The 21,493-nt window shown below is 64.7% G+C and carries 20 protein-coding genes; 15 read left to right on the forward strand and 5 right to left on the reverse strand.

Annotated features, from left to right (window positions below; genetic code table 11):
- Positions 1-50: 50 nt before the first annotated feature.
- A complete protein-coding gene (locus K408_RS38275) occupies positions 51-983 on the forward strand; it encodes a LysR family transcriptional regulator (protein ID WP_024340088.1) in 933 nt (310 codons plus the stop codon).
- An 18-nt stretch (positions 984-1,001) separates the two neighbouring features.
- Here the strand turns inward: K408_RS38275 and K408_RS0119765 are convergent, their stop codons facing one another.
- A complete protein-coding gene (locus K408_RS0119765) occupies positions 1,002-1,937 on the reverse strand; it encodes a DUF6662 family protein (protein ID WP_024340087.1) in 936 nt (311 codons plus the stop codon).
- A gap of 488 nt (positions 1,938-2,425) precedes the next feature.
- Between K408_RS0119765 and K408_RS0119770 the strand changes: the two genes are divergently transcribed.
- Positions 2,426-4,144 carry an IlvD/Edd family dehydratase gene (locus K408_RS0119770; RefSeq protein ID WP_024340086.1) on the forward strand — a complete coding sequence of 573 codons (1,719 nt, stop codon included), beginning with the start codon at positions 2,426-2,428 and terminating at the stop codon, positions 4,142-4,144.
- 12 nt (positions 4,145-4,156) lie between these two features.
- Here K408_RS0119770 and K408_RS0119775 read toward each other — a convergent pair whose 3' ends face one another.
- Entirely contained in the window at positions 4,157-4,951 is a 795-nt protein-coding gene (locus K408_RS0119775; protein ID WP_024340085.1) for an enoyl-CoA hydratase/isomerase family protein, read from the reverse strand.
- A gap of 228 nt (positions 4,952-5,179) precedes the next feature.
- Here K408_RS0119775 and K408_RS0119780 point away from each other — a divergent pair, with 228 nt between their 5' ends.
- Positions 5,180-6,400, forward strand: coding sequence for an NAD(P)/FAD-dependent oxidoreductase (locus tag K408_RS0119780; protein ID WP_024340084.1), 1,221 nt, complete (start codon positions 5,180-5,182; stop codon positions 6,398-6,400).
- A gap of 3 nt (positions 6,401-6,403) precedes the next feature.
- On the opposite strand, the gene rbsK is transcribed toward K408_RS0119780, so the two are convergent.
- Positions 6,404-7,312 carry a ribokinase gene (gene rbsK, locus K408_RS0119785; protein ID WP_024340083.1) on the reverse strand — a complete coding sequence of 303 codons (909 nt, stop codon included), beginning with the start codon at positions 7,310-7,312 and terminating at the stop codon, positions 6,404-6,406.
- Between the two features lie 12 nt (positions 7,313-7,324).
- The gene (locus K408_RS0119790; protein WP_024340082.1) at positions 7,325-8,218 is read right to left on the reverse strand and encodes a sugar kinase; all 894 of its coding nucleotides are present in this window, start codon (positions 8,216-8,218) and stop codon (positions 7,325-7,327) included.
- Between the two features lie 212 nt (positions 8,219-8,430).
- On the opposite strand from K408_RS0119790, the gene K408_RS0119795 reads away from it, so the two are divergent.
- From K408_RS0119795 to K408_RS0119835, 9 genes are all read left to right on the forward strand, one after another.
- Positions 8,431-9,279, forward strand: a complete 849-nt coding sequence (locus K408_RS0119795; RefSeq protein ID WP_024340081.1) for a VOC family protein — start codon at positions 8,431-8,433, stop codon at positions 9,277-9,279.
- A gap of 160 nt (positions 9,280-9,439) precedes the next feature.
- Entirely contained in the window at positions 9,440-10,147 is a 708-nt protein-coding gene (locus K408_RS0119800) for a TetR/AcrR family transcriptional regulator (RefSeq protein WP_196232382.1), read from the forward strand.
- Positions 10,148-10,462: 315 nt separating this feature from the next.
- Positions 10,463-11,272 (forward strand): ABC transporter permease, encoded by an 810-nt coding sequence (locus tag K408_RS0119805; protein ID WP_024340079.1) that lies wholly within the window; start codon positions 10,463-10,465, stop codon positions 11,270-11,272.
- Between the two features lie 113 nt (positions 11,273-11,385).
- The gene (locus tag K408_RS0119810; RefSeq protein WP_024340078.1) at positions 11,386-12,378 is read left to right on the forward strand and encodes an ABC transporter substrate-binding protein; all 993 of its coding nucleotides are present in this window, start codon (positions 11,386-11,388) and stop codon (positions 12,376-12,378) included.
- Positions 12,375-13,223 (forward strand): ABC transporter ATP-binding protein, encoded by an 849-nt coding sequence (locus K408_RS0119815; RefSeq protein ID WP_024340077.1) that lies wholly within the window; start codon positions 12,375-12,377, stop codon positions 13,221-13,223. Before K408_RS0119810 ends, K408_RS0119815 begins: the two co-directional genes overlap by 4 nt.
- A 130-nt stretch (positions 13,224-13,353) precedes the next feature.
- Complete coding sequence (locus K408_RS0119820) at positions 13,354-14,751, forward strand: enolase-like domain-containing protein (protein WP_024340076.1); 1,398 nt, start codon at positions 13,354-13,356, stop codon at positions 14,749-14,751.
- Positions 14,748-15,899 (forward strand): Gfo/Idh/MocA family protein, encoded by a 1,152-nt coding sequence (locus K408_RS0119825; protein WP_024340075.1) that lies wholly within the window; start codon positions 14,748-14,750, stop codon positions 15,897-15,899. The genes K408_RS0119820 and K408_RS0119825 overlap by 4 nt, the downstream gene beginning before the upstream one ends.
- Before the next feature lie 133 nt (positions 15,900-16,032).
- Complete coding sequence (locus K408_RS0119830; protein WP_024340074.1) at positions 16,033-17,223, forward strand: dihydrodipicolinate synthase family protein; 1,191 nt, start codon at positions 16,033-16,035, stop codon at positions 17,221-17,223.
- Entirely contained in the window at positions 17,223-18,086 is an 864-nt protein-coding gene (locus K408_RS0119835; RefSeq protein WP_024340073.1) for a sugar phosphate isomerase/epimerase family protein, read from the forward strand. The genes K408_RS0119830 and K408_RS0119835 overlap by 1 nt, the downstream gene beginning before the upstream one ends.
- A gap of 122 nt (positions 18,087-18,208) precedes the next feature.
- Here the strand turns inward: K408_RS0119835 and K408_RS0119840 are convergent, their stop codons facing one another.
- A complete protein-coding gene (locus tag K408_RS0119840; protein ID WP_024340072.1) occupies positions 18,209-19,441 on the reverse strand; it encodes a cytochrome P450 in 1,233 nt (410 codons plus the stop codon).
- Between the two features lie 105 nt (positions 19,442-19,546).
- Between K408_RS0119840 and K408_RS0119845 the strand changes: the two genes are divergently transcribed.
- The 3 genes from K408_RS0119845 to K408_RS0119855 all read left to right on the forward strand — a co-directional run bounded on the left by K408_RS0119845 (position 19,547) and on the right by K408_RS0119855 (position 21,492).
- Complete coding sequence (locus tag K408_RS0119845) at positions 19,547-20,089, forward strand: phosphonopyruvate decarboxylase (RefSeq protein ID WP_024340071.1); 543 nt, start codon at positions 19,547-19,549, stop codon at positions 20,087-20,089.
- Entirely contained in the window at positions 20,086-20,676 is a 591-nt protein-coding gene (locus tag K408_RS0119850) for a thiamine pyrophosphate-dependent enzyme (RefSeq protein ID WP_024340070.1), read from the forward strand. The genes K408_RS0119845 and K408_RS0119850 overlap by 4 nt, the downstream gene beginning before the upstream one ends.
- A 114-nt stretch (positions 20,677-20,790) precedes the next feature.
- Positions 20,791-21,492, forward strand: coding sequence for a TetR/AcrR family transcriptional regulator (locus K408_RS0119855; RefSeq protein ID WP_063828469.1), 702 nt, complete (start codon positions 20,791-20,793; stop codon positions 21,490-21,492).
- The last annotated feature ends 1 nt before the right edge of the window (position 21,493 follow it).

Genomic DNA, 21,493 nt, shown 5'->3' on the forward strand with positions numbered 1-21,493 from the left:
GGGTATCTGGCAAAATCGGGATCTATCCTTCCAGAATATGGAAGTGTCCGATGGATCGTCTCGAAAGCATGTCGGTGGTCTTGGCGGTGGCGGAGGCGGGCAGCCTATCGGCCGCCGCGCGCCGTCAGAAAATGCCGTTGGCAACGGTGAGCCGGAAGGTGTCGGAGCTCGAGGAGCATCTCCAGACCAAGCTGTTTCATCGATCGAGCCGCGTGCTCGTCCCAACGGACGCCGGGCGCTCCTACATCGCTGCAGCCAAGCGAATTCTCGCCGATCTCACCGAAGCCGAGCGCGTTGCCGCCGGCGAATACACCACGCCGCGTGGTGATCTGAGTATCACGACGCTGGTCGCGCTCGGTCGCCTTTGCTTGCAGCCGATCCTGGCCGAGTTCCTCGCGGCGTTTCCGGAAGTGGACGTTCAGCTGATCTTGCAGGACCGGACGCTCAATCTCCTGGACGAGCACATCGACGTCGCGCTTCGCGTCGGCGACCTCGCCGACAGTGGCCTTATCGCCGTCCGCGTCGGGGAAATTCACCGCGTCGCCTGCGCCAGCCCGGCCTATCTGAAGTTGCGGGGAATGCCGAAGTCTCCGGATGATCTCTGCGCCCACGACTGCATCAGCTATCCTCCGCTTCAATCGCCGAGCACGTGGAGATTCAAGCGAGGGCAGACCGAGTATGCAGTGCCCGTGCGGTCGCGCTTCATTGCGAGCAACCTGGAATCGGCCGTCGATGCCGCACGCGCCGGCATCGGGATCACCGTCGCGTTCTCTTACCTGGCGTCGGATGCGCTCAAATCTGGAGCGCTCGTTGCGCTCCTGCAGGACTTTCAACCGCCCCCGCAACCGGTCAGCTTCGTCTATTCGCCCAGCCGGTTCATGCCCGCGAAGCTGCGAGCGTTCCTCGATTTCGCCGTGCCGCGCCTGAAGACGCGCCTGGCCGACATGCCCGGAAACGTTGCGCTGCGGAGGCCGCGGACGTAACTGCGTCGGGCGCGCACATCAGAAATGCAGGTTGAGACGCAATAGCGCCTGGTGCCGCTCGAACTGCTCCAGGTTGAGGCTTCGGTTGTCTCCGACTGCCCCGCCTGCAACCTGCATCTGCCAGGTGCCGGAGATGCCGACTTCCTTCGAGATGGTGTAGGAGAAGGTCGGGCCGGCGAAGACCGCGTCGCCTATGAAGCGGTTGAGTGCGCCGCCGTCGTAGGCCCGCGCGTAGCGAATGCCGAGGCCGAGCAGCAGTTCGGGCTGCACTGCGTATGAGATTGCTGTCTGGAGCTGCATCTCGGAATCGTGCCGCCAGAGATTGGTTGAGATCTCTCGCGTTCCGCCGGTCCCGTACCAGACGTTGAATGCCGCAAACAACCTGTCCTTGATCAGTTCGCGATCGAACAGCGCGGCAAACTCTGCGCCATACTGCGCGATATGCACGCCGCTGGCGTCGTCGATCCGGCTCCAGCCGGGCTGTGCATGAAGCGTCAGTCCGAAGGGCGCGACGGCACGATCGACGAGCTTGTAGCGCAGTTCGAGCGCTGCGCCGCTGAAGGCAAGGTCGCGATGATCGGTAAGCCCGGGAACGCCATTGATGTGCTGTCCGCTCAGTGCAAATCCGGGTGCGATCCGGAAATTGTCCGAGACCGTGTACTTGACCTGATTGAGATTGGCCCAGGCTGCGTAAGTGCCGGAGCGCTTGCCGAACGCGCCGACATTCTCGAACTCGACCTCGATTTCGCCGGGCTTGCCGATATCGGACCCCATGCTGAAGCCGAAGATGTGCTCGGTGTCGATCTCCGCATGGGCCGACGGCAATCCTCCCGTCAGCTTGTCGACGCCGGCGGCGAGCGAGGGGGGGGCATTTGCGAGGCCGCGTGCGCCCTCGTCAGCTGAGGCGGAGACGCAACTCGCCAGATGACCGGCGACGATCGTTGCCGCCGACATGGCGCCCCTGAAGCTCGATTTTCTCAGCACGACATCCACCAACCCGCGCGAACCAAGGGCACTGATCGACGCAGGGAGCTCGGGTTCACGCGCAGCCTCCCTGCGATTGCAAGTCATTCGCAACAAAGATTCCACAGAATGGTCGGGCATGCAACTACTTGCTAATCATTCTTAGTAGCGTTCGACGAAATTTCTGGTCAGGGACAGGCGGCCTTGATGTGGCGCACCTGCCCTTGTGAGAATTGGAGTGGCGCCGGGTTCCACCAATTTACGCCGGACACTGCAACCGGAGCACGCCGCGCGCATTTGGGAGCCGGAGACGGGCGAACCCGATGCGGGATCATCTTCGGGAGGTGACCCTGCGACGCGCAGCGCCGTGAGATGCTCGCTTGAGTGGTCCCGCTACAAAGCGTCAGGCCTGCAGCCCGGCTTGTTGACAATCAGGGGACTGGCCTTACCACCACGACAAAGCTGAAGGGAGCGATCTGATGACGAGTGGCTTGCGCAAGGGTTTGACCAGCTATGGCGATGCCGGCTTCTCGTTGTTCCTGCGCAAGGCGTTCATCAAGGCCATGGGCTATTCCGATGATGCATTGGAGCGCCCGATCGTCGGCATCACCAATACCTATAGCGACTACAATCCCTGCCACGGCAACGTCCCGCAGATCATCGAAGCCGCCAAGCGCGGCGTGATGCTCTCCGGCGCGATGCCGTTCGTGTTCCCGACCATTTCGATCGCGGAGAGCTTTGCGCATCCGACCTCGATGTACCTGCGCAATCTGATGGCGATGGACACCGAGGAGATGATCCGCGCCCAGCCGATGGATGCGGCGATCGTGATCGGCGGCTGCGACAAGACGCTGCCGGCGCAGGTGATGGCAGCGATCAGCGCCGATCTGCCGACGGTGGTCATTCCCGTTGGTCCCATGGTGGTCGGCCATCACAAGGGCGAGGTGCTGGGGGCCTGCACCGATTGCCGCCGTCTCTGGGCGAAATATCGCGCCGGCGAAATGGACGATGCCGAGATCGAGGCGGTGAACGGGCGTCTGGCGCCGTCGGTCGGCACCTGCATGGTGATGGGCACGGCCTCGACCATGGCCTGCATGATCGAGGCCATGGGCCTGTCGCTGCCGATGAGCGCGACCATTCCGGCGCCGCATGCCGAGCGCTTCCGTCTCGCCGAGGCCAGCGGCAAGGTTGCCGCCGCCATGGCCAAGGCCAAGGGACCGAAGCCGAGCGAATTGCTGACGCCCTCGTCATTCAAGAACGCGCAAGTCGTGCTCCAGGCCATCGGCGGCTCGACCAACGGCCTGATCCATCTCACGGCTATGGCCCATCGCTCGCCGCACCGGATCGATCTCGAAGTGTTCGACCAGATCGGCCGCGAGGTGCCGGTGCTGGTCGACCTCAAGCCCTCCGGCGAGCATTACATGGAGCATTTCCATCACGCCGGCGGCGTGCCGAAATTGCTGGCGCAGCTCGGCGATCTCGTTGATCTCGATGCCAAGACGATCACCGGCCAGACGCTGCGCGACGTCGCGGCGAATGCGGAGGACGTGCCCGGTCAGGACGCGATCCGCCCGCGCGACAACCCGATCAAGAAGGAAGGCGGCCTCGCCGTCCTGCACGGCAATCTCGCCCCGCGCGGCGCCGTCATCAAGCAATCGGCCGCCACCCCGAAGCTGTTGCAGCATACGGGGCGTGCCGTCGTGTTCGAATCCGTCGAGGACATGACCTTGCGGGTTGACGATCCCGATCTCGACGTCACTGCCGACGACGTGCTGGTGCTGCGCAATGCCGGCCCGAAAGGCGCGCCGGGCATGCCGGAAGCCGGCTATCTGCCGATCCCGAAGAAGCTGGCGCGGAACGGTACCAAGGACATGGTGCGCATCTCGGACGCGCGCATGAGCGGCACCGCGTTCGGCACGATCGTGCTGCACATCACGCCGGAATCCGCCGTCGGCGGCCCGCTGGCGCTGGTTGAGAACGGCGACATGATCCGCCTCGATGTCGCAAGGCGCAGCATCGAGCTGCTGGTTGATGCCGTCGAGTTGGAACGCCGTCGCGCCGCCTTGATGCCGGCCGCCGCACCCGAGGAGGCGCGGCGCGGCTACGCCTGGCTGTTCAACGAGACCATCCTGCAGGCCGACGAGGGCTGCGATTTCGATTTCATGCAGAGGGCCGGGCCCGGCGCCGCGAAGCGCTGAGCGAGCGCGGCGCTATTTGCCCTTGCTGGTGAACTTCTTCACGGCGGCGCGAAACGGGTCCGTGTTCATCGCCATGATGATCTTGTGCTCCTCGGCATCGAGCTGCTGCTTCACCGGCGTGGTCGCGGCCTGGTAGACCAGCTGCTTGGTGCCGGCGATCGCCGCGGGCGGGTTCTGCGCCAGCCGCTCGGCGAATTGCCGCGTTGCCGCTTTCAGATCGGCGGCCGGAACGGTCTTGGCGACGAGGCCCCATTCGTAGGCCTGCTGCGCGGTGAAATTGTCCTCGGCCAGGAAGATCTGCAGCGCCCGGCGAGAGCCGACCGTGCCGACGATCCCGACCGTCGAGCCGCCGTCCGGCGACACCCCGATCTTGGCATAGGCCGGCGTGAACTTGGCGTCATCGGCGGCGATGCAGAGATCGGTGACGAAGGCGAGCCCCATGCCGGCGCCGGCGGCCGAGCCGTGCACGCTCGACAGCGACAGCTTCGGCATGCGCCTGACGATCTCGATGAAGGCGTGATAGTGCTTCAAGAGCTCGCCGACGACGGGCGTCACCGTGCCGGCCTCGGCGGCGGCCCCGATCGTCTGCAGATCGCCGCCGGCCGAGAAGGCGCGGCCTTCGCCTTCGAGCACCACGACGCGGATGCTGTCGTCGCCCTCGATATAGGCCGCGAGCTGCTCGAGCTTCTGCGCGATGGCGAGGTTGATCGCGTTGTACGCGGCAGGGCGGTTGAGCGTGATGGTCGCGATCGGGCCGTCGATCCGCAGCAGGGCGGGATCGTCGGGCTTCGAGACGGGAGCTGGCATATCGAAATCCCCGGCATGAGATGATTGCTGCAACTAAATCGCAGAAGGCGAGCGGAGACAATCCCCGGCCGCCGCTCTTGCGCCCGGCGGAGCGATAGGCTCAAATAGGTGCGCCTTTGCCAAGGAACGGACACGAGCGCCGGCTCCTCCTGAGGTCAGCAAACCAAAATCAGCGTGAGAGGGAGACGACATGGGTCACGCTCGTGTCTCCGGAAGTGGGCTGCTCCAATGACGGGCGGTCCGGTGATCATCGTCGGCGCCGGCCACGGCGGCTACCAGGTCGCGGCATCGCTGCGCCAGGCAGGCTTCTCCGCGCGCATCTGCCTCATCAACGACGAGTCGCATCTGCCCTATCAGCGGCCGCCGCTGTCGAAGGCCTACATCAAGGGCTCGGCCGGGCCGGAGAGCCTGATGTTCCGGCCGGAGAAATTTTACCAGGACCAGAACATCGAGCTGATCGCGGGCCGCGCGGTGTCGATCGACCGGGCCGGGCGCAGGGTGCATCTCGCATCCGGCGACACGCTGCCATACGGGCACCTCGTCCTGGCAACCGGCGCGCGCAATCGCCTGCTCGACCTGCCCAATGCCAACCTGCCCGACGTGAAATATCTGCGCATCCTCGACGACAGCGAGGCACTGCGACAGATCATGCCCACGAAGAAGCGCGCCGTGATCATCGGCGCCGGCTTCATCGGTCTTGAATTCGCCTCCACTGCGAGAATCAAAGGGCTCGAGGTCGACGTGCTCGAGCTCGCCCCGCGCGTCATGGCGCGCGCGGTCACGGCTGAGGTCTCGGAGTATTTCCAGGAGCGCCATCGCGAGGCCGGCATCCGCATCCATCTCGGCGTGCAGGCCACCGCGATCGAGGCCGAGGGCGGCAAGGTCACCGGCGTTTCCTTGAGCGACGGACGGCATCTGCCCGCCGACCTCGTCTTGGTCGGCGTCGGCGTGCTGCCGAACATCGAGCTTGCCGCGGAGGCGGGGCTCCCCGTCGCCGCCGGCATCATCGTCGACGAATATCTCTCCACCGCCGATCCCGATATCTCCGCGATCGGCGATTGCGCGCTGTTCGCAAGCCCGCGCTTCGGCGGCTCGCTACGGCTGGAATCGGTGCAGAACGCCACCGATCACGCCCGCTGCCTCGCGGCGCGGCTGACCGGCGACAGGAAGCCGTACGACAGCCATCCCTGGTTCTGGAGCGACCAGGGCGACGACAAGCTCCAGATCGCCGGGCTGACCACCGGCTATGATCGCGTCGTGCTGCGCGGCAACCCCGCCAACAAGGCGTTCTCCGCGTTCTGCTACAAGGGCGACAAGCTGCTCGGCATCGAATCGATCAATCGCGCCGGCGATCACATGTTCGGCCGCCGCCTGCAGGCCATGGACCGCTCCATCACGCCGGAGCAGGCCGCGGACGAGAGCTTCGACCTGAAGAGCGCGCTGGCATAGGGGCTACAAGACGGCTGCTACTTCCTCCGCCGTCGGCATCGACGGCCCTGCGCCCATCCGCTGCACGCTGATCGAAGCGGCCGCGTTGGCGAACGTGAGGGCGGCGCGCAGGGGCACGTCGTCGGCCAGTTGCGCGGCCAGGGCACCGACGAAGCAATCGCCGGCGCCCGTGGTGTCGAGCGCCTTCACCGCGCGGCCGGGCACGGCAATCTCCTCGCGCCCGGCGAGGGCGAGCACGCCGCGCTTGCCGAGCGTGACGCAGATGGTCTGGTCCTTGCGCGCCTGAAGTTTCCGCGCGACCTCGATGATCCGCGCCGCCGCGTCGCTCTCGGAGAGCTCGCTGCCTGCGAGGACGCCGAGCTCGGTCTCGTTCAGCACGAGGATGTCGACCAGCGCGAGCAGCTCGCGGGGCATTGCCTGCGCCGGTGCCGGGTTGAGCAGCGTCGTGGCCCCGGCTCCGCGCGCGCGTTGGAAAAAGGCGGCGATCGCGGGGAGCGGAATCTCGAACTGGCTGACGGCGACATCGCCCTTCAGCAGCGGCACGACGTTGACGTCGTCGGCGGCAACCAGCCCGTTCGCCCCGGGGATGACGACGATTGTGTTGTCGGCCTCTGCCACCGTAATGATGGCCGTGCCGGTGTGGGCCTCCGCCGTCTCCACCACATAGCCGAGATCGATGCCCTGTTCGTCGAGGAAGGCTTTCAGCTCGGCCCCGAATGAATCCTTTCCCAGCCGTCCGATCAGCGTGGTCCGCGCACCGAGCCGGGATGCCGCGACCGCCTGGTTGGCGCCCTTGCCGCCCGGGAAATACAGCACCTGCTGACCCGCGACGGTCTCGCCAACCTTGGGGTGGCGATCCGCCGTCACCACCACGTCCATGTTGATGCTGCCGGCGACGAAGACGCGCCCCATGGGAAACCCAGGCTAGACCCTGACCTCGAACTCGTGCCTGACCTTGGCGATGTCGACCAGCGTCGGCAAGCCGGCCTCGTTGCCGAGGCGCTGGATCTTGAAGGTCGAGGCGGCGCGCGCGAAATCGAAATGCTCGCGCCAGCTTTTGCCGGGATGGGCGAGGTAGGAATAGACATAGGCGCCGTGGAAGACGTCGCCGGCGCCGTTGGTGTCGATCACGCGCTCGCGCGGGATCGGCATCGCCGGCATCACCTGCACCGTCCCTGTTTCGTCGTACCAGAGCAGGCCCTTCTCGCCCATGGTGACGCCGCCGATCTTGCAGCCGCGGCCCTTGAGATAGTCGAGCATCTTCTCGGGCGTCAGGTCCATCTGCTCGCAAAGGCGTTCGGCGACGATCGCGACGTCGATGAATTCGAGCAGCTCATGGGTGTTGGTGCGCAGGCCGCCGCCGTCGAGCGAGGTCAGGATGCCAGCCTCGCGGCAGACCTTGGCGTAATGGATCGCGGCATCGGGCTGATGGCCGTCCACGTGCAGGGCGCGGCAGCCGCCGAGATTGAGGATGGGGAAGGGGTGGATGTGCTCGTCGTCGCGGCAGCGGACGATGGCGCGCTTGCCGTCCTTGGGCATGATGAAGGAGAGCGAGGACTGGTTGACCTTGCGCCCATGCAGCGAGATGCCGTACTTGGCGCACATGTCCTGGAACATGCGCCCCAGCCAGTCATTGGCCGCAGTGGCGATGAGATCCGGCACGATGCCGAGCTTGGCGCAGCAGAACGCCGCGGTCACCGCATTGCCGCCGAAGGAGACCGCGTAATCCGAAGCCACGTGCTTCTCGTCCCCGGTCGGCATGTGGTCGGTGATGAAGACGACGTCGATATAGGTCTGTCCGATGAAGAGAGCCTGCATTGCTTGTCCGTGATGCGCTTGTGGTCCCCGCCGGCCGGATTACTCTAGCACCGGTTCCGCTCTGGAGGGACGCTGAAATTATTCGCAAATCTGCTGCCCGAAGCGCTTGAGATCAGCATGGTGCCGGAATACGACCATGTCAGGCCAATGCCAAGCCCGGACAAACGCCGTCTTTCGGTCCGCGGGTTCCAAGTCGATCAAATGGGTGCAGGATGATCACCGGCCTCGATCACATCGTCGTTCTGGTGAGTGATATCGGTGCCGCAAAGGCAGCCTATCAGACGCTGCTCGCCCGCGCACCGGCCTGGCAGAACTCGGGCGAGGGCGCGGACAGGGTGCTGTTCACCCTGGACAACATGACCATCGAATTGATGGCGCCGAGCGGCTTCAGCGTCACCGCCGACCGCATGCGCGCGCTGCTCGACGACCAGGAAGGCATTATCGCCAGCCTTTGCTTTCGCGTCGCAGACGTCGGCAAGATGCACCGCCGGCTGGAGCGTGTGGCCTTGCAGCCGGACCCGGTCACGGAGGTCGAGAGCAGCGATGCCGGATCGGGCGCCGTACTGCACTGGAAGCGTACGCGTGCCGCCACCGAGCTCACGCGGGGCGTGCGCATGTTCTTCCTCGAACTGGCCGAGGAGCGCCCGAAGTCGGTCGCGACCGATATCGCGCCGATCGACGCGCTCGACCACGTCGTCGTTACCACTGAGGATTCCGATCGCGCCGCCGCGCTCTACGGTGCGCGGCTCGGACTCGATCTGGCGCTCGATCGCTCTCACCAGGATTGGGGCCAGCTGATGTTCTTCCGCTGCGGCGACCTCATCGTCGAGGTGGTCCGCCGCCCCGTGGCCGGCGGCGATGCCGCGCATGACCGCCTCTGGGGTGTGAGCTGGCGCGTCGCCGACATCGACGCTACGCGCGCCCGCCTGATCGCCGCCGGGCTCGACGTCTCCGAGGTCCGCAACGGCCGCAAGCCGGGCACGCGGATCATGACGGTGCGCAGCGGCACCTGCGGCATCCAGACCGTGCTCCTGGAGCGCTCCCCGAAGCCGGTGAAGTGATTCTGTCATTCCGGGGCGCCCGAAGGGCGAACCCGGAATCTCGAGATTCCGGGTCTGGTCCTTCGGACCATCCCGGAATGACGGAGCCAACATCCTTGCGTTCTCAAACGCTCGCCTGCGTGTTACATGGCACACCAAGACTCCTCAGCGAGCAACCGGTTTGACGAAGCCAAAGCGAACTCAGAAATGGCAGCGCGATCCCGAGGGGATGCGGCTGCGCATTCTCGAAGCCGCCAAGCAGGAATTTTCCGCTCATGGCCTGGCGGGCGCGCGCGTCGACCGGATCGCGGCGAAGGCCGGCGCCAACAAGCGCATGCTCTACTATCACGTGGGCAACAAGGACGAGCTTTATCTCGCGGTGCTCGAAGGCGCCTATGACAAGATCCGCAGCGAGGAGCGGGGGCTCGATCTCGAACACCTCGATCCGCCCGAGGCCATCCGCCGGCTGATCGAGTTCACCTGGAATTACTTCCTGCGCAATCCCGAATTCCTGTCGCTGCTGCAGACCGAGAACCTTGCACGCGCCAAGCATCTGAAGAAATCGACCAAGGTCAAGTCGATGCACTCGCCCTTCGTCGAGATGATCCGGACTGTGGTGCGGCGCGGCGTCGACAGCGGCGACTTCCAGGTCGCGGTCGATCCGGTGCAGCTCTACATCTCGATCGCGGCGCTGAGCTTCTTCTACCTGTCGAACTCTGCGACGCTCAGCGTGATCTTCGGGCGTGATCTCCTCGACAAGAAGGCCAAGGACGAGAGGCTGGCCCATATGGTCGGCCTCGTCCTGGCTGCGCTGACCGGGCGGTCGGCCGTGCTGTTCGAGATCGCGAAGGCCCCGAAGTCCCGCAGCGCGGTGGCGCAGACGGTTTAGCTTTTGGTCTGTAGCCTGGATGGAGCGACGCTCCGTCATTGCGAGCGCAGCCAAGCAATCCAGAATCTTTCCGTCGAGACAGTCTGGACTGCTTCGCTGCGCTCGCAATGACGATGCGGATGGTGGTCTCGTGCCCCGGACGCGGCGCAGCAGCACAAGGGCGCTGCGGCGCGTCCGGGACAAGGAAGCGCCGGTCCCGGCATCCGCCAACCCGCAGGAACCCCGCCGCAAAACGTCACAGGGAATCCGCTGGACAGTATTTATCCAACGGGTTAATTTCTCGCCCGAACCTAGAAGAACGACCGGGAGGAATACGTGGCTGAATTGAAGCCGCAAAACGCCGTTTCCAAGCTGCTGAATGCAGCCTGGGTTCGGCCGTTCTTGTTCCTCGTCTTCATCGTCGTCGCCTGGGATCTCGCGATCCGCCTGTTCAGGATTCCTGCCTACCAGATCCCGTCGCCGCTCGACGTCGTCGCCGTGCTGCGCACCGAATGGCCGGAGCTGCTGCGCCAGGCCTGGCCGACGACCTACGCGACCGTTTGCGGCTTCCTGCTCTCGGCGCTGTTCGGCATTCCCGTGGCGATGCTGATCGCGGGCTCGAAGACGGTGGAGAGCTACGTCTACCCGCTGCTGGTGTTCTCGCAGTCGGTGCCGAAGATCGCGATCGCGCCGCTCTTCGTGGTCTGGTTCGGCTTCGGCATCATTCCAAAGGTGATCTCGGCCTTCCTGCTCGGCTTCTTCCCCGTGGTGGTGTCTGCGGTGCAGGGCTTCAAATCGGTCGACCCTGATATGGTCGATCTCGCCCGCGCCATGCAGGGCAGCCGCTTTCAGGTGTTTCGCGCGGTGAACCTGCCGCATGCGCTGCCGGCGATCTTTTCCGGCCTCAAGGTGTCGGTGACGCTGGCGGTCGTCGGTGCCGTCGTCGGCGAGTTCGTCGGCTCAAATTCCGGCATCGGCTACGTCATGCAGCGCTCGATCGGCACGTTCGACCTGCCGACGATGTTCGCGGCCCTCGTCATTCTCGCGCTGCTCGGCGTGGTCCTGTTCTGGATCGTCGACCGCATCGAGAAGCTGGTCATTCCCTGGCATGTCAGCCAGCGCGAGGACGTGATCTTTGCGTCTTAACAGCATGATCCGGAAAAGTGTGCAGCGGTTTTCCGATCAGATCATGCTCGAACCAAAACTAGCAGCGAACGGCCGCGAACGGCCGGCACAACGAGCGGCAAGGGAGAGAAGCGATGAAGCGGTTGATTGGGGCTGTCTCAGCGGCGCTGATGGCATTTACGGCCATGCCGGCGCACGCGGCCGACAAGGTCGTGCTGATGCTGAACTGGTACGTCTATGGCGAGCATGCGCCGTTCTATTATGGGAAGGCCAAGGGCATCTACGCGGCCGAGGGCATTGATATCGAGATCCAGGAAGGCCGCGGCTCGGCGGCGACCACGCAGGCTGTCGCCGCCAAGACGGCCGATTTCGGCTATGTCGACGTCCCCACCATGATGCGCGCCGCGATCAAGGGGGCGCCGGTGGTTGCGACCGGTGTCCTGCTCCAGACCTCGCCGATGTCCGCCATGGGCTTCGCCGACAAGAACATCAGGAAGCCCGAGGACATCAAGGGCAAGACGGTGGCGATCACGCCCGCCGATTCCATGACACAGATCTGGCCGCTGTTCCTGAAGAAGACCGGCTTGAAGGAAAGCGATTTCAAGACCGTCGCCGGCGACGGCCAGACCAAGCTCAACGCCGTCATCAACGGCCAGGCCGATCTGCTGCTCGGCTACGTCATGGACCAGTCGATGAAGATCAAGGACGCCACCGGCAAGGACGTCTATCCGATCAAGTTCGCCGACTACGGCATCAACATGGTCTCGTCCGGCATCATCGCCAACGCCGATTATGTGAAGGCCAATGCCGATCTCGTCCGCCGCTTCATGTCGGCGACGACGAAAGCGGTCGAAGCCGCCGAAAAGGAGCCGAAGGCGGCGGCGCAGGCGATCCTTGACGCCAACCCGAAGGGCGGCAAGATCGATACGCTCACGCAGGGTTTTGAGCTCACGATTCCGCTCTACCGGACCGCGGAGACCAAGAGCAAGCGGCCGTTCCAGGTCAGCGACCAGAACATGACTGATACGGTCAATCTGATGGTCGAATATGGCGGCCTCGATGCCAAGGCCAAGGAGAACCCGAAGGCCTTCTACACCAACGACTATCTGCCGAAGAGCGGCTCGTGAAACCTGCGACTGTTATAAGCGAAACCGCGCAGCCGGCTGCACATCTGAGACTGGTGAGCGGCCGGGCTGCCGGCGATGCGTCGGGCATCAAGCTGTCGGGCGTATCCAAGACCTACCGGACACGCGACGGCGACGTGCCGTCGCTACGGCCGCTCGACTTCCACATCAACGACGGCGAGTTCTTCGTCGTGGTCGGCCCTTCCGGCTGCGGCAAGTCCACGTTGCTCAAGCTGATCTCGGGCCTGCTGCCGCCGACCACGGGCGAGATCCTCGTCGAGGGCGAGAAGGTGACGACGCCGCACGGCAATGTCGGCATCGTCTTTCAGAACGCTCTGCTCTTGCCCTGGCGCAACATCCTCAAGAACGTGATGCTGCCGATCGACATGAAGCGGCTGCCGCGGGACAAGTATCTTCCCCGTGCCAAGGAGCTGTTGAAGCTGGTCGGCCTCGAAGGCTTCGAAAAGAAGCTACCGTGGCAACTCTCCGGCGGCATGCAGCAGCGTGCCTCGATCTGCCGCGCGCTGGTGCACGATCCCAGGATCATGCTGATGGACGAGCCGTTCGGCGCGCTCGATGCGTTGACGCGCGAGCGAATGAATGTCGAATTGATGCGGATCCAGCGCGAGACCGGGAAGACGGTGTTGCTGATCACGCATTCGATTCCCGAGGCCGTGTTCCTCGCCGACCGCGTGCTTGTGATGACCGAGCGCCCCGGCGCGATCGCCGCGATCTACGACGTGCCACTGCCGCGTCCGCGCTCGCTCGACGCGATGGCCGATCCTGTCTTCACCGAGCTCGTGCAGCGCATCCGCAAGCACTTCTTCTCGCAAGGGGCATTGGATTGAGAGTGATGGGAGTAGCTCTAGCTTTCAAGGCGTCATGGCCGGGCTTGACCCGGCCATCCACGTCTTGCTCCGTGCGACAAAGAACGTGGATGCCCGGGACAAGCCCGGCTATGACGAGCTTCATAGGACCATGTCGGTGCGCCTGAAGCTGCGAGACATCGCCTTCTTCGAACGTCCCGTGCCATTCGCGCGGCCGTTCCGCTTCGGCGCGATCACCATCAGCGCCACGCCGCAGCTGTTCGTGCGGGTCGAGCTCGAGGTTGAGGGCAGGGGGACCGCTGTCGGCGCCAGCGCCGAGCTGCTGGTGCCGAAGTGGTTCGACAAGCGGCCGGAGCTTTCGCCGGCACAGACGGTAGAGGGGCTGAGAGAATCGCTGGAGATCGCGCGCGGGCTCTATCTGGCGAGCGCCGGATATCAGACCGCGTTCGATCTGCATGCCTCGTGCATCGGGGACCAGGTCGCGACCTGTGCGAACAAGAACATTCCGCCGCTCGCCGCGGCTTATGGCCCGGCGGAGATCGACAAGGCGATCCTCGATGCGCTGCTGCGCGCCGCCGAAACCAACTTCTTCGAGGGGATGGCCGGCAATATCGCGGGCATCGATGCGCGGCTGTCGCCTGACCTCGCAAAATTGGACATCGCCAGGTTTCTCTCGGGTCGGGTGCCGCTGCAGCGTGTTGCCATCAGGCACACCGTCGGCCTGGATGACGCCATAGAGGGCGAGGGCGGCGTCGCCGATCCGCGCGAGAACGCCGGCGCGCGCTACTTCAAGCTCAAACTGTCGGGCGATCCCGCCGCCGATACGGCGCGGCTCGCGCGGATCGGCAAGGAGCTCGACACGCTCGGGCGCGACTACAGGGTGACGCTCGACGCCAACGAGCAATATGCGGACTTCGCCGCATTGCAGGCGCTGATGGACCGGCTTGATCATGACGCCGCGCTGCGTCCGATCGCCACGCGTCTGCTCTATATCGAACAACCGATGCCGCGCGACATCACGCGGCAATCGCCGCTCGGCGCATTGGCTGCGCGTGGTTTCATCATCGACGAGGCCGACGATTCCTATGATGCCTTCCCGACGGCGCGGGCACTCGGCTATCGCGGCATCTCCTCGAAATCCTGCAAGGGAATTTACAAGTCGATCGTCAACGCCACGCGTGCAGCGAAATGGAGCGCGGAGAGCGAGACTTTCTACGTCACCGGCGAAGACCTCACCTGCCAGGCCGGCCTCGCCGTGCAGCAGGATCTCGCGCTCGGTGCCTTCCTCGGCGTCACCCATGCCGAACGCAACGGCCATCACTATGTCGACGGCTTCGGCGAAACGCCTGCGGCGGAGGCAGCGGCCTTCGCGGCCGCGCATCCCGATCTCTATGCCGATGCCGGGCAGGGCATCCGCCTCAAGATTCACGACGGCGATCTCCTGACGGGATCGCTTCACGCAACGGGTTTCGCGACGTCGGTCCATCCGGACTGGCCGGCGCTGTGCCCGCTCGAACAGCCAGGATCATCTCAGGAGCATTTGGCATGACCACCCAACGCCTCGGCCTCATCATGAACGGCGTCACCGGCCGCATGGGGCTCAACCAGCATCTGATCCGCTCCATCGTCGCGATCCGCGACCAGGGCGGCGTCCGCCTGAAGAACGGCGACCGCGTCATGCCCGATCCGATCCTGGTCGGCCGCAGCGCCGACAAGGTCGAGGCGCTCGCCAGGCGCTACAACATCACGCGCTGGACCACCGATCTCGATGCGGCACTCGCCGACAAGAACGACACCATGTTCTTCGACGCCGCGACCACCCAGGCGCGTCCGGGCTTGCTGACCCAGGCGATCAATGCCGGCAAGCACGTCTATTGCGAGAAGCCGATCGCGACCAATTTCGAGGAGGCGCTCGAGGTCGTGAAGCTTGCCAATGCCAAGGGCATCAAGCATGGCACGGTGCAGGACAAGCTGTTCCTGCCGGGCCTGAAGAAGATCGCCTTCCTGCGCGATAGCGGCTTTTTCGGCCGCATCCTCTCGGTGCGCGGCGAGTTCGGCTATTGGGTGTTCGAAGGCGGCTGGCAGGAGGCGCAGCGGCCGTCCTGGAACTACCGCAGCGAGGACGGCGGCGGCATCATCCTCGACATGGTCTGCCACTGGCGCTACGTGCTCGACAACCTCTTCGGCAACGTTCAGAGCGTGAGCTGCATCGGCAACACCGACATCCCCGAGCGCTATGACGAGCAGGGCAAGAAGTACAAGGCGACCGCGGATGATTCCGCGTACGCGACATTCCAGCTCGAAGGCGGCGTCATCGCGCACATCAACATGTCATGGGTGACGCGCGTCTATCGCGACGACCTCGTTACGTTCCAGGTCGACGGCACACACGGCTCGGCGGTCGCGGGGCTCACCGACTGCATGATCCAGGCGCGGCAGGCGACCCCGAGGCCGGTCTGGAATCCCGACGAGAAGCGGCTGCACGATTTCTACGGCGACTGGCAGAAGCTGCCCGACAACGTCACCTACGACAACGGCTTCAGGGAGCAGTGGGAGATGTTCATCCGGCACGTCTACGAGGATGCGCCCTACAAGTTCACGCTGCTCGAAGGCGCCAAGGGCGTGCAGCTGGCCGAATGCGCGCTGAAGAGCTGGAAGGAGCGGCGCTGGATCGACGTCGCCCCGATCAAGGCGTGAGGTCCGTCGAGTAAACTCGGATGTCCACCAAGCCGTCATTGCGAGCGAAGCGAAGCAATCCAGTGTCCATCCGCGGCAACAGTCTGGATTGCTTCGTCGCTTCGCTCGCAATGACGGGAAGAGGTCTGAAATCATGAACAAGCCCGTTCAACCCATGTCGTCATTGTCGCTGAAGCTGCCCAAGGCCGATCGCTCGATCGAGACCTATCGGCTCGCGGCCTCGCGCACGTTTCCCGCAAAGCTGGAAGGACCGCTCAATCGCATCGCCTTCTCCGCCGTGCACACCGTCGCCGATCCCTTCGCCGACAACGATCCCTGGCTGTCGGTGGCCGTCGACTGGGACAAGACCGTCGCCTTCCGCGAGCACGTCTGGGACCTCGGCCTCGGCGTTGCCGAAGCCATGGACACCGCGCAGCGCGGCATGGGCCTGGACTGGCCGACCTCGCTGGAGCTGATCACGCGCTCGGTCGGTGCCGCAAAGCGCCGCAACGCGCTGGTGTTCTCGGGTGCCGGCACGGACCATCTCGCGGTGGAAGATGCCAAGACCATCGACGACGTGATCCGCGCCTATGAGGAGCAGGTCTCGGCGGTGGAGAAGGTTGGCGGCCGCATCATCCTGATGGCGTCGCGCGCGCTGGCCAAGCTCGGCCGCAACGCCGACGATTACGCCAAGGTTTATGACCGCGTGCTGTCGCAGGTTCGCGAGCCCGTCATCATCCATTGGCTCGGCGACATGTTCGATCCCGCGCTGACCGGCTATTGGGGCACCAAAGACCTCGACAAGGCGATGGACGCGGCTGTGGCCATCATCAACGGCAATGCCGCCAAGGTCGACGGGGTCAAGGTCTCGCTGCTGGACAAGCAGCGCGAGATCGACATGCGCCGCCGCCTCGACAAGCGCATCAGGATGTATACCGGCGACGACTTCAACTACGCAGAGCTGATCGCCGGCGACGAGCAGGGCTTTTCGCACGCGCTGCTCGGCATCTTCGATGCCATCGCGCCGGCGGCATCCTATGCGCTGTCGCGGCTGGCGGCCGGCGACGAGGCCGGCTTCCACGATGTGCTGGGGCCGACGGTGCCGCTCTCGCGTCACATCTTCAAGGCGCCGACGCGTTTCTACAAGACCGGCGTGGTGTTCATGGCCTATCTCAACGGCCATCAGGATCATTTCACCATGGTCGGCGGCCAGGAGAGCACGCGCTCCACGCTGCATCTGGCCGAGTTGTTCCGTCTGGCTGACAAGGCCGGCCTGCTCGCCAACCCTGAACTCGCGACGCAGCGGATGAAGACCGTGCTCGCCACCCACGGTATCGAATCCTGATGCGCGACTTCTCGTCCGACCATCGCTGGCTATCGCTGAACACGGCAACCGTCCGCAAGCAGGGTGATATCCTCGCGATCATAGACGCTTGTGCGAAGCACGGCATCCGCGCCATCGACCCCTGGCGCGATCAGGTCGCAGCTGTCGGGCTCGAACGCGCTACGCGCGCCGTCCGCGATGCCGGACTTGAGCTGTCAGGCTATTGCCGCGGCGGCATGTTCACGTCGGACGCCTCGCGCTGCGGCGAGGTACGGGACGACAACAGGCGCTGCGTCGACGAAGCCGAGGCGCTGGGCGCGCCCTGCATCGTCCTCGTCGTCGGCGGTCTGCCGCAATATTCACGGCCGGGCAGCGAGGCCTCGAAGGATCTCGTGGCGGCGCGCGGGCAGGTCGAAGAAGCACTTGCCGAGATGCTCGACTACGCCAGACAGGCAAAGCTGCCGCTGGCGATCGAGCCGCTGCACCCGGCCTATGCAGCCGACCGCGCCTGCGTGAACACCACAAAGCAGGCGCTGGACATCTGCGACCGGCTCGATCCCGGCCGAACTGGCATGCTCGGCGTCGCGCTCGACGTCTATCACATCTGGTGGGACCCTGAGCTGATGGGGCAGATCGCGCGGGCCGGGAAAGATCGCCTGCTTGCTTTCCACGTCTGCGACTGGCTGGTGCCGACAAAAGATATTCTCAACGACCGCGGCATGATGGGCGACGGCGTCATCGATATCAAATCGGTGCGTCAGGCGGTCGAAGCGCAGGGCTTTGCCGGCTATTCCGAGATCGAGATCTTCTCCAACGAGTGGTGGGCCAAGCCGATGGACGAGGTGCTGCGAACCTGCATCGCGCGCCACAGGACCGCGGTGTAGGTATTTAGTCACCGGTAGTCTACTGCCGAGGGATCTCAGAGGCTTAGCCGAAATCCTCGGCGCCTTGCACGGACGCCGGGCTACTGTGCATGGGGTTGTTTTCGCGGTTTGTTGCCGGTCCCTCAGCCGATCGAGCAGGGCACACTCAGAAAGCCGCGGAAACGGACCCGTCCCCCCCGCACTGGCGGCCCGCTCACGGCATAGTTCGGGAAGCGCGCCAGGAAGCGCGAGATCGCGATCGCGCCTTCCAGCCGCGCCAGCGCCATGCCCGCGCATTGATGCGCGCCGGTGGCGAAGGCAAGGTGCCGGTTCGGCGTGCGCGCGATGTCGAAGCTTTCAGGGTCCGGAAACTGCGTGGGATCGCGGTTGGCCGCACCGATGCACAGTGTCACCGACGTCCCTGCCTCGAGCATGACGCCGCCGAGTTCGACGCGCTCGGTGGTCATGCGGTTGCCAAGCTGGTTCGAGCTCTCGTAGCGCAGCATCTCCTCGACCGCGGTCTTGATCATGTCGGGGTTGTCGATCAGGCGCTGCTTCTGGTCGGGATGCCGGTCGAGCGCGACAAGGCCGTTGCCGATCAGATTGGTGGTGGTCTCGTGGCCGGCATTGAGCAGGAAGATGCAATTGTGCAGCAGCTCCTTCTCGGTCAGCCGCTCGCCGTTCTCCTCGCCGCTGCCTTCTCCGTGGATCAGCCGCGTCAGCACGTCGCGCTCGGGATTGCCTGGCTTCTGGCGCCGGCGCGCAACCAGCGTTTCGAGATAGGCGAGGAAATCCGTCACCGCCTTGTTGCCTCGCGCGGCCGCTTCGGGCGACACCACGGGTTCGAGGGCGCCAAGGATCGCCAGGGACCAGTCGCGCAGCGGCCCGCGTTCGTCGTGAGGGACGTCGAGCAGATTGCCGATCACCTCGATCGGGATCGAAGCAGCGAAGTCCTCGATCAGCTCACAACTGCCCTTGGCGGCGATTGCGTCGAGCAGGCGGTCGACGAGCTTGATCAGGTCGGCCTCCATGCTCGCGATCGCGCGCGGCGACAGCGCGCCCATGATCAGGCGCCGCACGCGGGTATGCGACGGAGGATCGTTGAAGACGAGGCTCGTGGTGTGGTGCTCATAGAGCGGCGTGTCACCGTATTTCGGCGCGAACTCCCGCTTCTTGTCCGAGCTGAACGCTTTCGTGTTCTTGTAGGTGGTGACGAGATCGTCGTAGCGGGTCAGGAACACGGTGCCGTTGCGCAGGCGCTTGACGGGCTCGTTCTCCCGCAGTGCACGATAGGTCGGGTAGGGGTTATCGTAGAACTCAGGCGTCAGCTTCTCGAGGTCGAAGCTTGCGGCCAGCGCCTTCGCATCTGCGTTCATCCCGTTATACTCGCCGGTTAAAGCCGATATGCCGTTTTTGTTGTTCTGGTTGGCGCGTGCATGCGTCTACAGTCTTTGCACCTTGCTAGCCGACCGGACAGGAAAATGCACGCACGCACTGACGCTGCCGACACGACGCCGAGTTGGCCTGACGATATTTTCGCGACGTTGCAGCGCTTCGACGTCCGGCAGGTGCCGTACGTGCCCGATGCCGGTCATTCCAAGCTGATCCAGCGCGTGCTGGACTCCTCCACGATGCGCGGCATTCCCTTGACGACGGAGGAGGAGGGCGTGGCGCTGCTCGCCGGCGCGTGGACCGGAGGACAGCGCGGCGTGCTGCTGATGCAGTCGAGCGGCGTCGGCAATTGTATCAACATGCTGTCGCTGATCCCGATCCTGCGTTTTCCGTTCCTCACGCTCGTGACCATGCGCGGCGAGTGGGGCGAGTTCAATCCGTGGCAGGTGCCGATGGGATCGACCACGCAAGGCGTGTTCGAGCTCTCCGGCGTCAAGGTGCTGCGCGCCTCGAACGCGGCCGAGGTGCCGGCCGTGCTCGAGGCCGCCGCGGCGCAGGCCTACAACGCGCTGACGCCCACTGCCGTCCTTCTGTCGCAGCGCCTGATCGGCGCCAAGGTTTTCACCAAATGAGCAAGGCCAATCTCCTCGACCGCCGCCAGGTGGTGTCCACACTGCTCGCGGACCGCAGGGACGTCGTCGCGATCGGCGGCCTGGGCGCCTCCACGAACGACATGTGCGCGGTCGGCGACCACGCGCGCAATTTCTATCTCTGGGGCGGCATGGGCGGCGCCGCGATGATTGGCCTTGGCCTCGCCCTGGCGCAGCCGAAGCTGCCGGTGTTGGTCATCACGGGCGACGGCGAGATGCTGATGGGCATGGGCAGCCTTGCCACCATCGGCCTGCAGAAGCCGTGCAACCTCTCCATCGTCGTGCTCGACAACGAGGCTTATGGCGAGACCGGCGGCCAGACCAGCCACACGTCCGCGGCCGCCGACCTCGTCGGCATCGCCAGAGCCTGCGGCATTGCGGACAGCCGGGCCGTCACGACCATGGCCGAGGTCGAGGCCTTCGCCAAAGCCGTCCACGACGTCTCCGCCGGGCCGCGCTTTGCCAATGTGAAGATCGACAGCGCCAACCTGGAGCGCATCCTGCCCAGCCGTGACGGAACCTACATCGTCAACCGGATCCGCGGCGACCTGGGATTCCAGCCGATCTAGGACCGGAGCGACTTGCGGGCCGCCTGACGAATTTCCCCTGAGTTTGCAACGCATTCAGGTTGCGATGCAACATAGTGCTTGACTTCTGCGTGGGTGAGTGCTTACTCACCCAGCATGAGCTCATTGCGTATGACGAGCGACCTGAGGCGTCAATTGATCCTCGGTGCCGCAAAGCGCTGCTTTGCCCGACATGGTTATACCGGCACCACGACGAAGAGCGTGGCGGCCGCCGCTGCCATTTCCGAGGCGCTGCTGTTCAAGCATTTCCCCTCGAAGGCGGCGCTCTACGCCGAAATCCTGAGCGACGAGTGCGAGGCGGACCCGGCCTTCATGGAGCTGCTCGAACGGGAGCCCTCGACGGCCACTCTGGTCGAACTGATCCGCGGCATGGTCGAACACTTCCTCCAGATCGCGGATGGTCCCGATCAGGAAGAGGCGCAGCGTCTGCGGCTGATGGCCACGAGTCATTTGGAAGATGGCGAATTCGCCCGTCTGCTATATGCCAAGATCGAGACGCTGATCGGGGCTGTCTTCGTCGCCTCGCTCGAACGCGCGATTGCGAGCGGCGATGCGCGGCCATGCGACGGCGATCCGCTCAACCTGTTCTGGTTCGCGCATCATTCGGTGATGACTGCGGCGCTGACCAGGCTGCCGGCCAAGCCATGTCTCGCTTACGGCAAGGCCAACGATCTGGAGCGGCAGCTCTGTGAGTTTCTCCTGAGGGGTATCGGACTTAACGACGCCGCAATTGCTTCGCATCTGGGCCGCGATCAGGCCTCAGATGCCGGCGAGGCGGCGATTGCAGAAAGTGCATGAC

This window comes from Bradyrhizobium sp. in8p8, assembly GCF_000426845.1.
In the GTDB taxonomy this organism is placed as follows: domain Bacteria; phylum Pseudomonadota; class Alphaproteobacteria; order Rhizobiales; family Xanthobacteraceae; genus Bradyrhizobium; species Bradyrhizobium japonicum_C.

Coding starts and splice junctions, on each gene's coding strand:
- K408_RS38275 (WP_024340088.1), top strand. CDS start 51: ATGGATCGTCTCGAAAGCATGTCGGTGGTCTTGGCGGTGGCGGAGGCG.
- K408_RS0119765 (WP_024340087.1), bottom strand. CDS start 1,937: ATGTCGGCGGCAACGATCGTCGCCGGTCATCTGGCGAGTTGCGTCTCC.
- K408_RS0119770 (WP_024340086.1), top strand. CDS start 2,426: ATGACGAGTGGCTTGCGCAAGGGTTTGACCAGCTATGGCGATGCCGGC.
- K408_RS0119775 (WP_024340085.1), bottom strand. CDS start 4,951: ATGCCAGCTCCCGTCTCGAAGCCCGACGATCCCGCCCTGCTGCGGATC.
- K408_RS0119780 (WP_024340084.1), top strand. CDS start 5,180: ATGACGGGCGGTCCGGTGATCATCGTCGGCGCCGGCCACGGCGGCTAC.
- rbsK (WP_024340083.1), bottom strand. CDS start 7,312: ATGGGGCGCGTCTTCGTCGCCGGCAGCATCAACATGGACGTGGTGGTG.
- K408_RS0119790 (WP_024340082.1), bottom strand. CDS start 8,218: ATGCAGGCTCTCTTCATCGGACAGACCTATATCGACGTCGTCTTCATC.
- K408_RS0119795 (WP_024340081.1), top strand. CDS start 8,431: ATGATCACCGGCCTCGATCACATCGTCGTTCTGGTGAGTGATATCGGT.
- K408_RS0119810 (WP_024340078.1), top strand. CDS start 11,386: ATGAAGCGGTTGATTGGGGCTGTCTCAGCGGCGCTGATGGCATTTACG.
- K408_RS0119820 (WP_024340076.1), top strand. CDS start 13,354: ATGTCGGTGCGCCTGAAGCTGCGAGACATCGCCTTCTTCGAACGTCCC.
- K408_RS0119825 (WP_024340075.1), top strand. CDS start 14,748: ATGACCACCCAACGCCTCGGCCTCATCATGAACGGCGTCACCGGCCGC.
- K408_RS0119830 (WP_024340074.1), top strand. CDS start 16,033: ATGAACAAGCCCGTTCAACCCATGTCGTCATTGTCGCTGAAGCTGCCC.
- K408_RS0119835 (WP_024340073.1), top strand. CDS start 17,223: ATGCGCGACTTCTCGTCCGACCATCGCTGGCTATCGCTGAACACGGCA.
- K408_RS0119840 (WP_024340072.1), bottom strand. CDS start 19,441: ATGAACGCAGATGCGAAGGCGCTGGCCGCAAGCTTCGACCTCGAGAAG.
- K408_RS0119845 (WP_024340071.1), top strand. CDS start 19,547: ATGCACGCACGCACTGACGCTGCCGACACGACGCCGAGTTGGCCTGAC.
- K408_RS0119850 (WP_024340070.1), top strand. CDS start 20,086: ATGAGCAAGGCCAATCTCCTCGACCGCCGCCAGGTGGTGTCCACACTG.
- K408_RS0119855 (WP_063828469.1), top strand. CDS start 20,791: ATGAGCTCATTGCGTATGACGAGCGACCTGAGGCGTCAATTGATCCTC.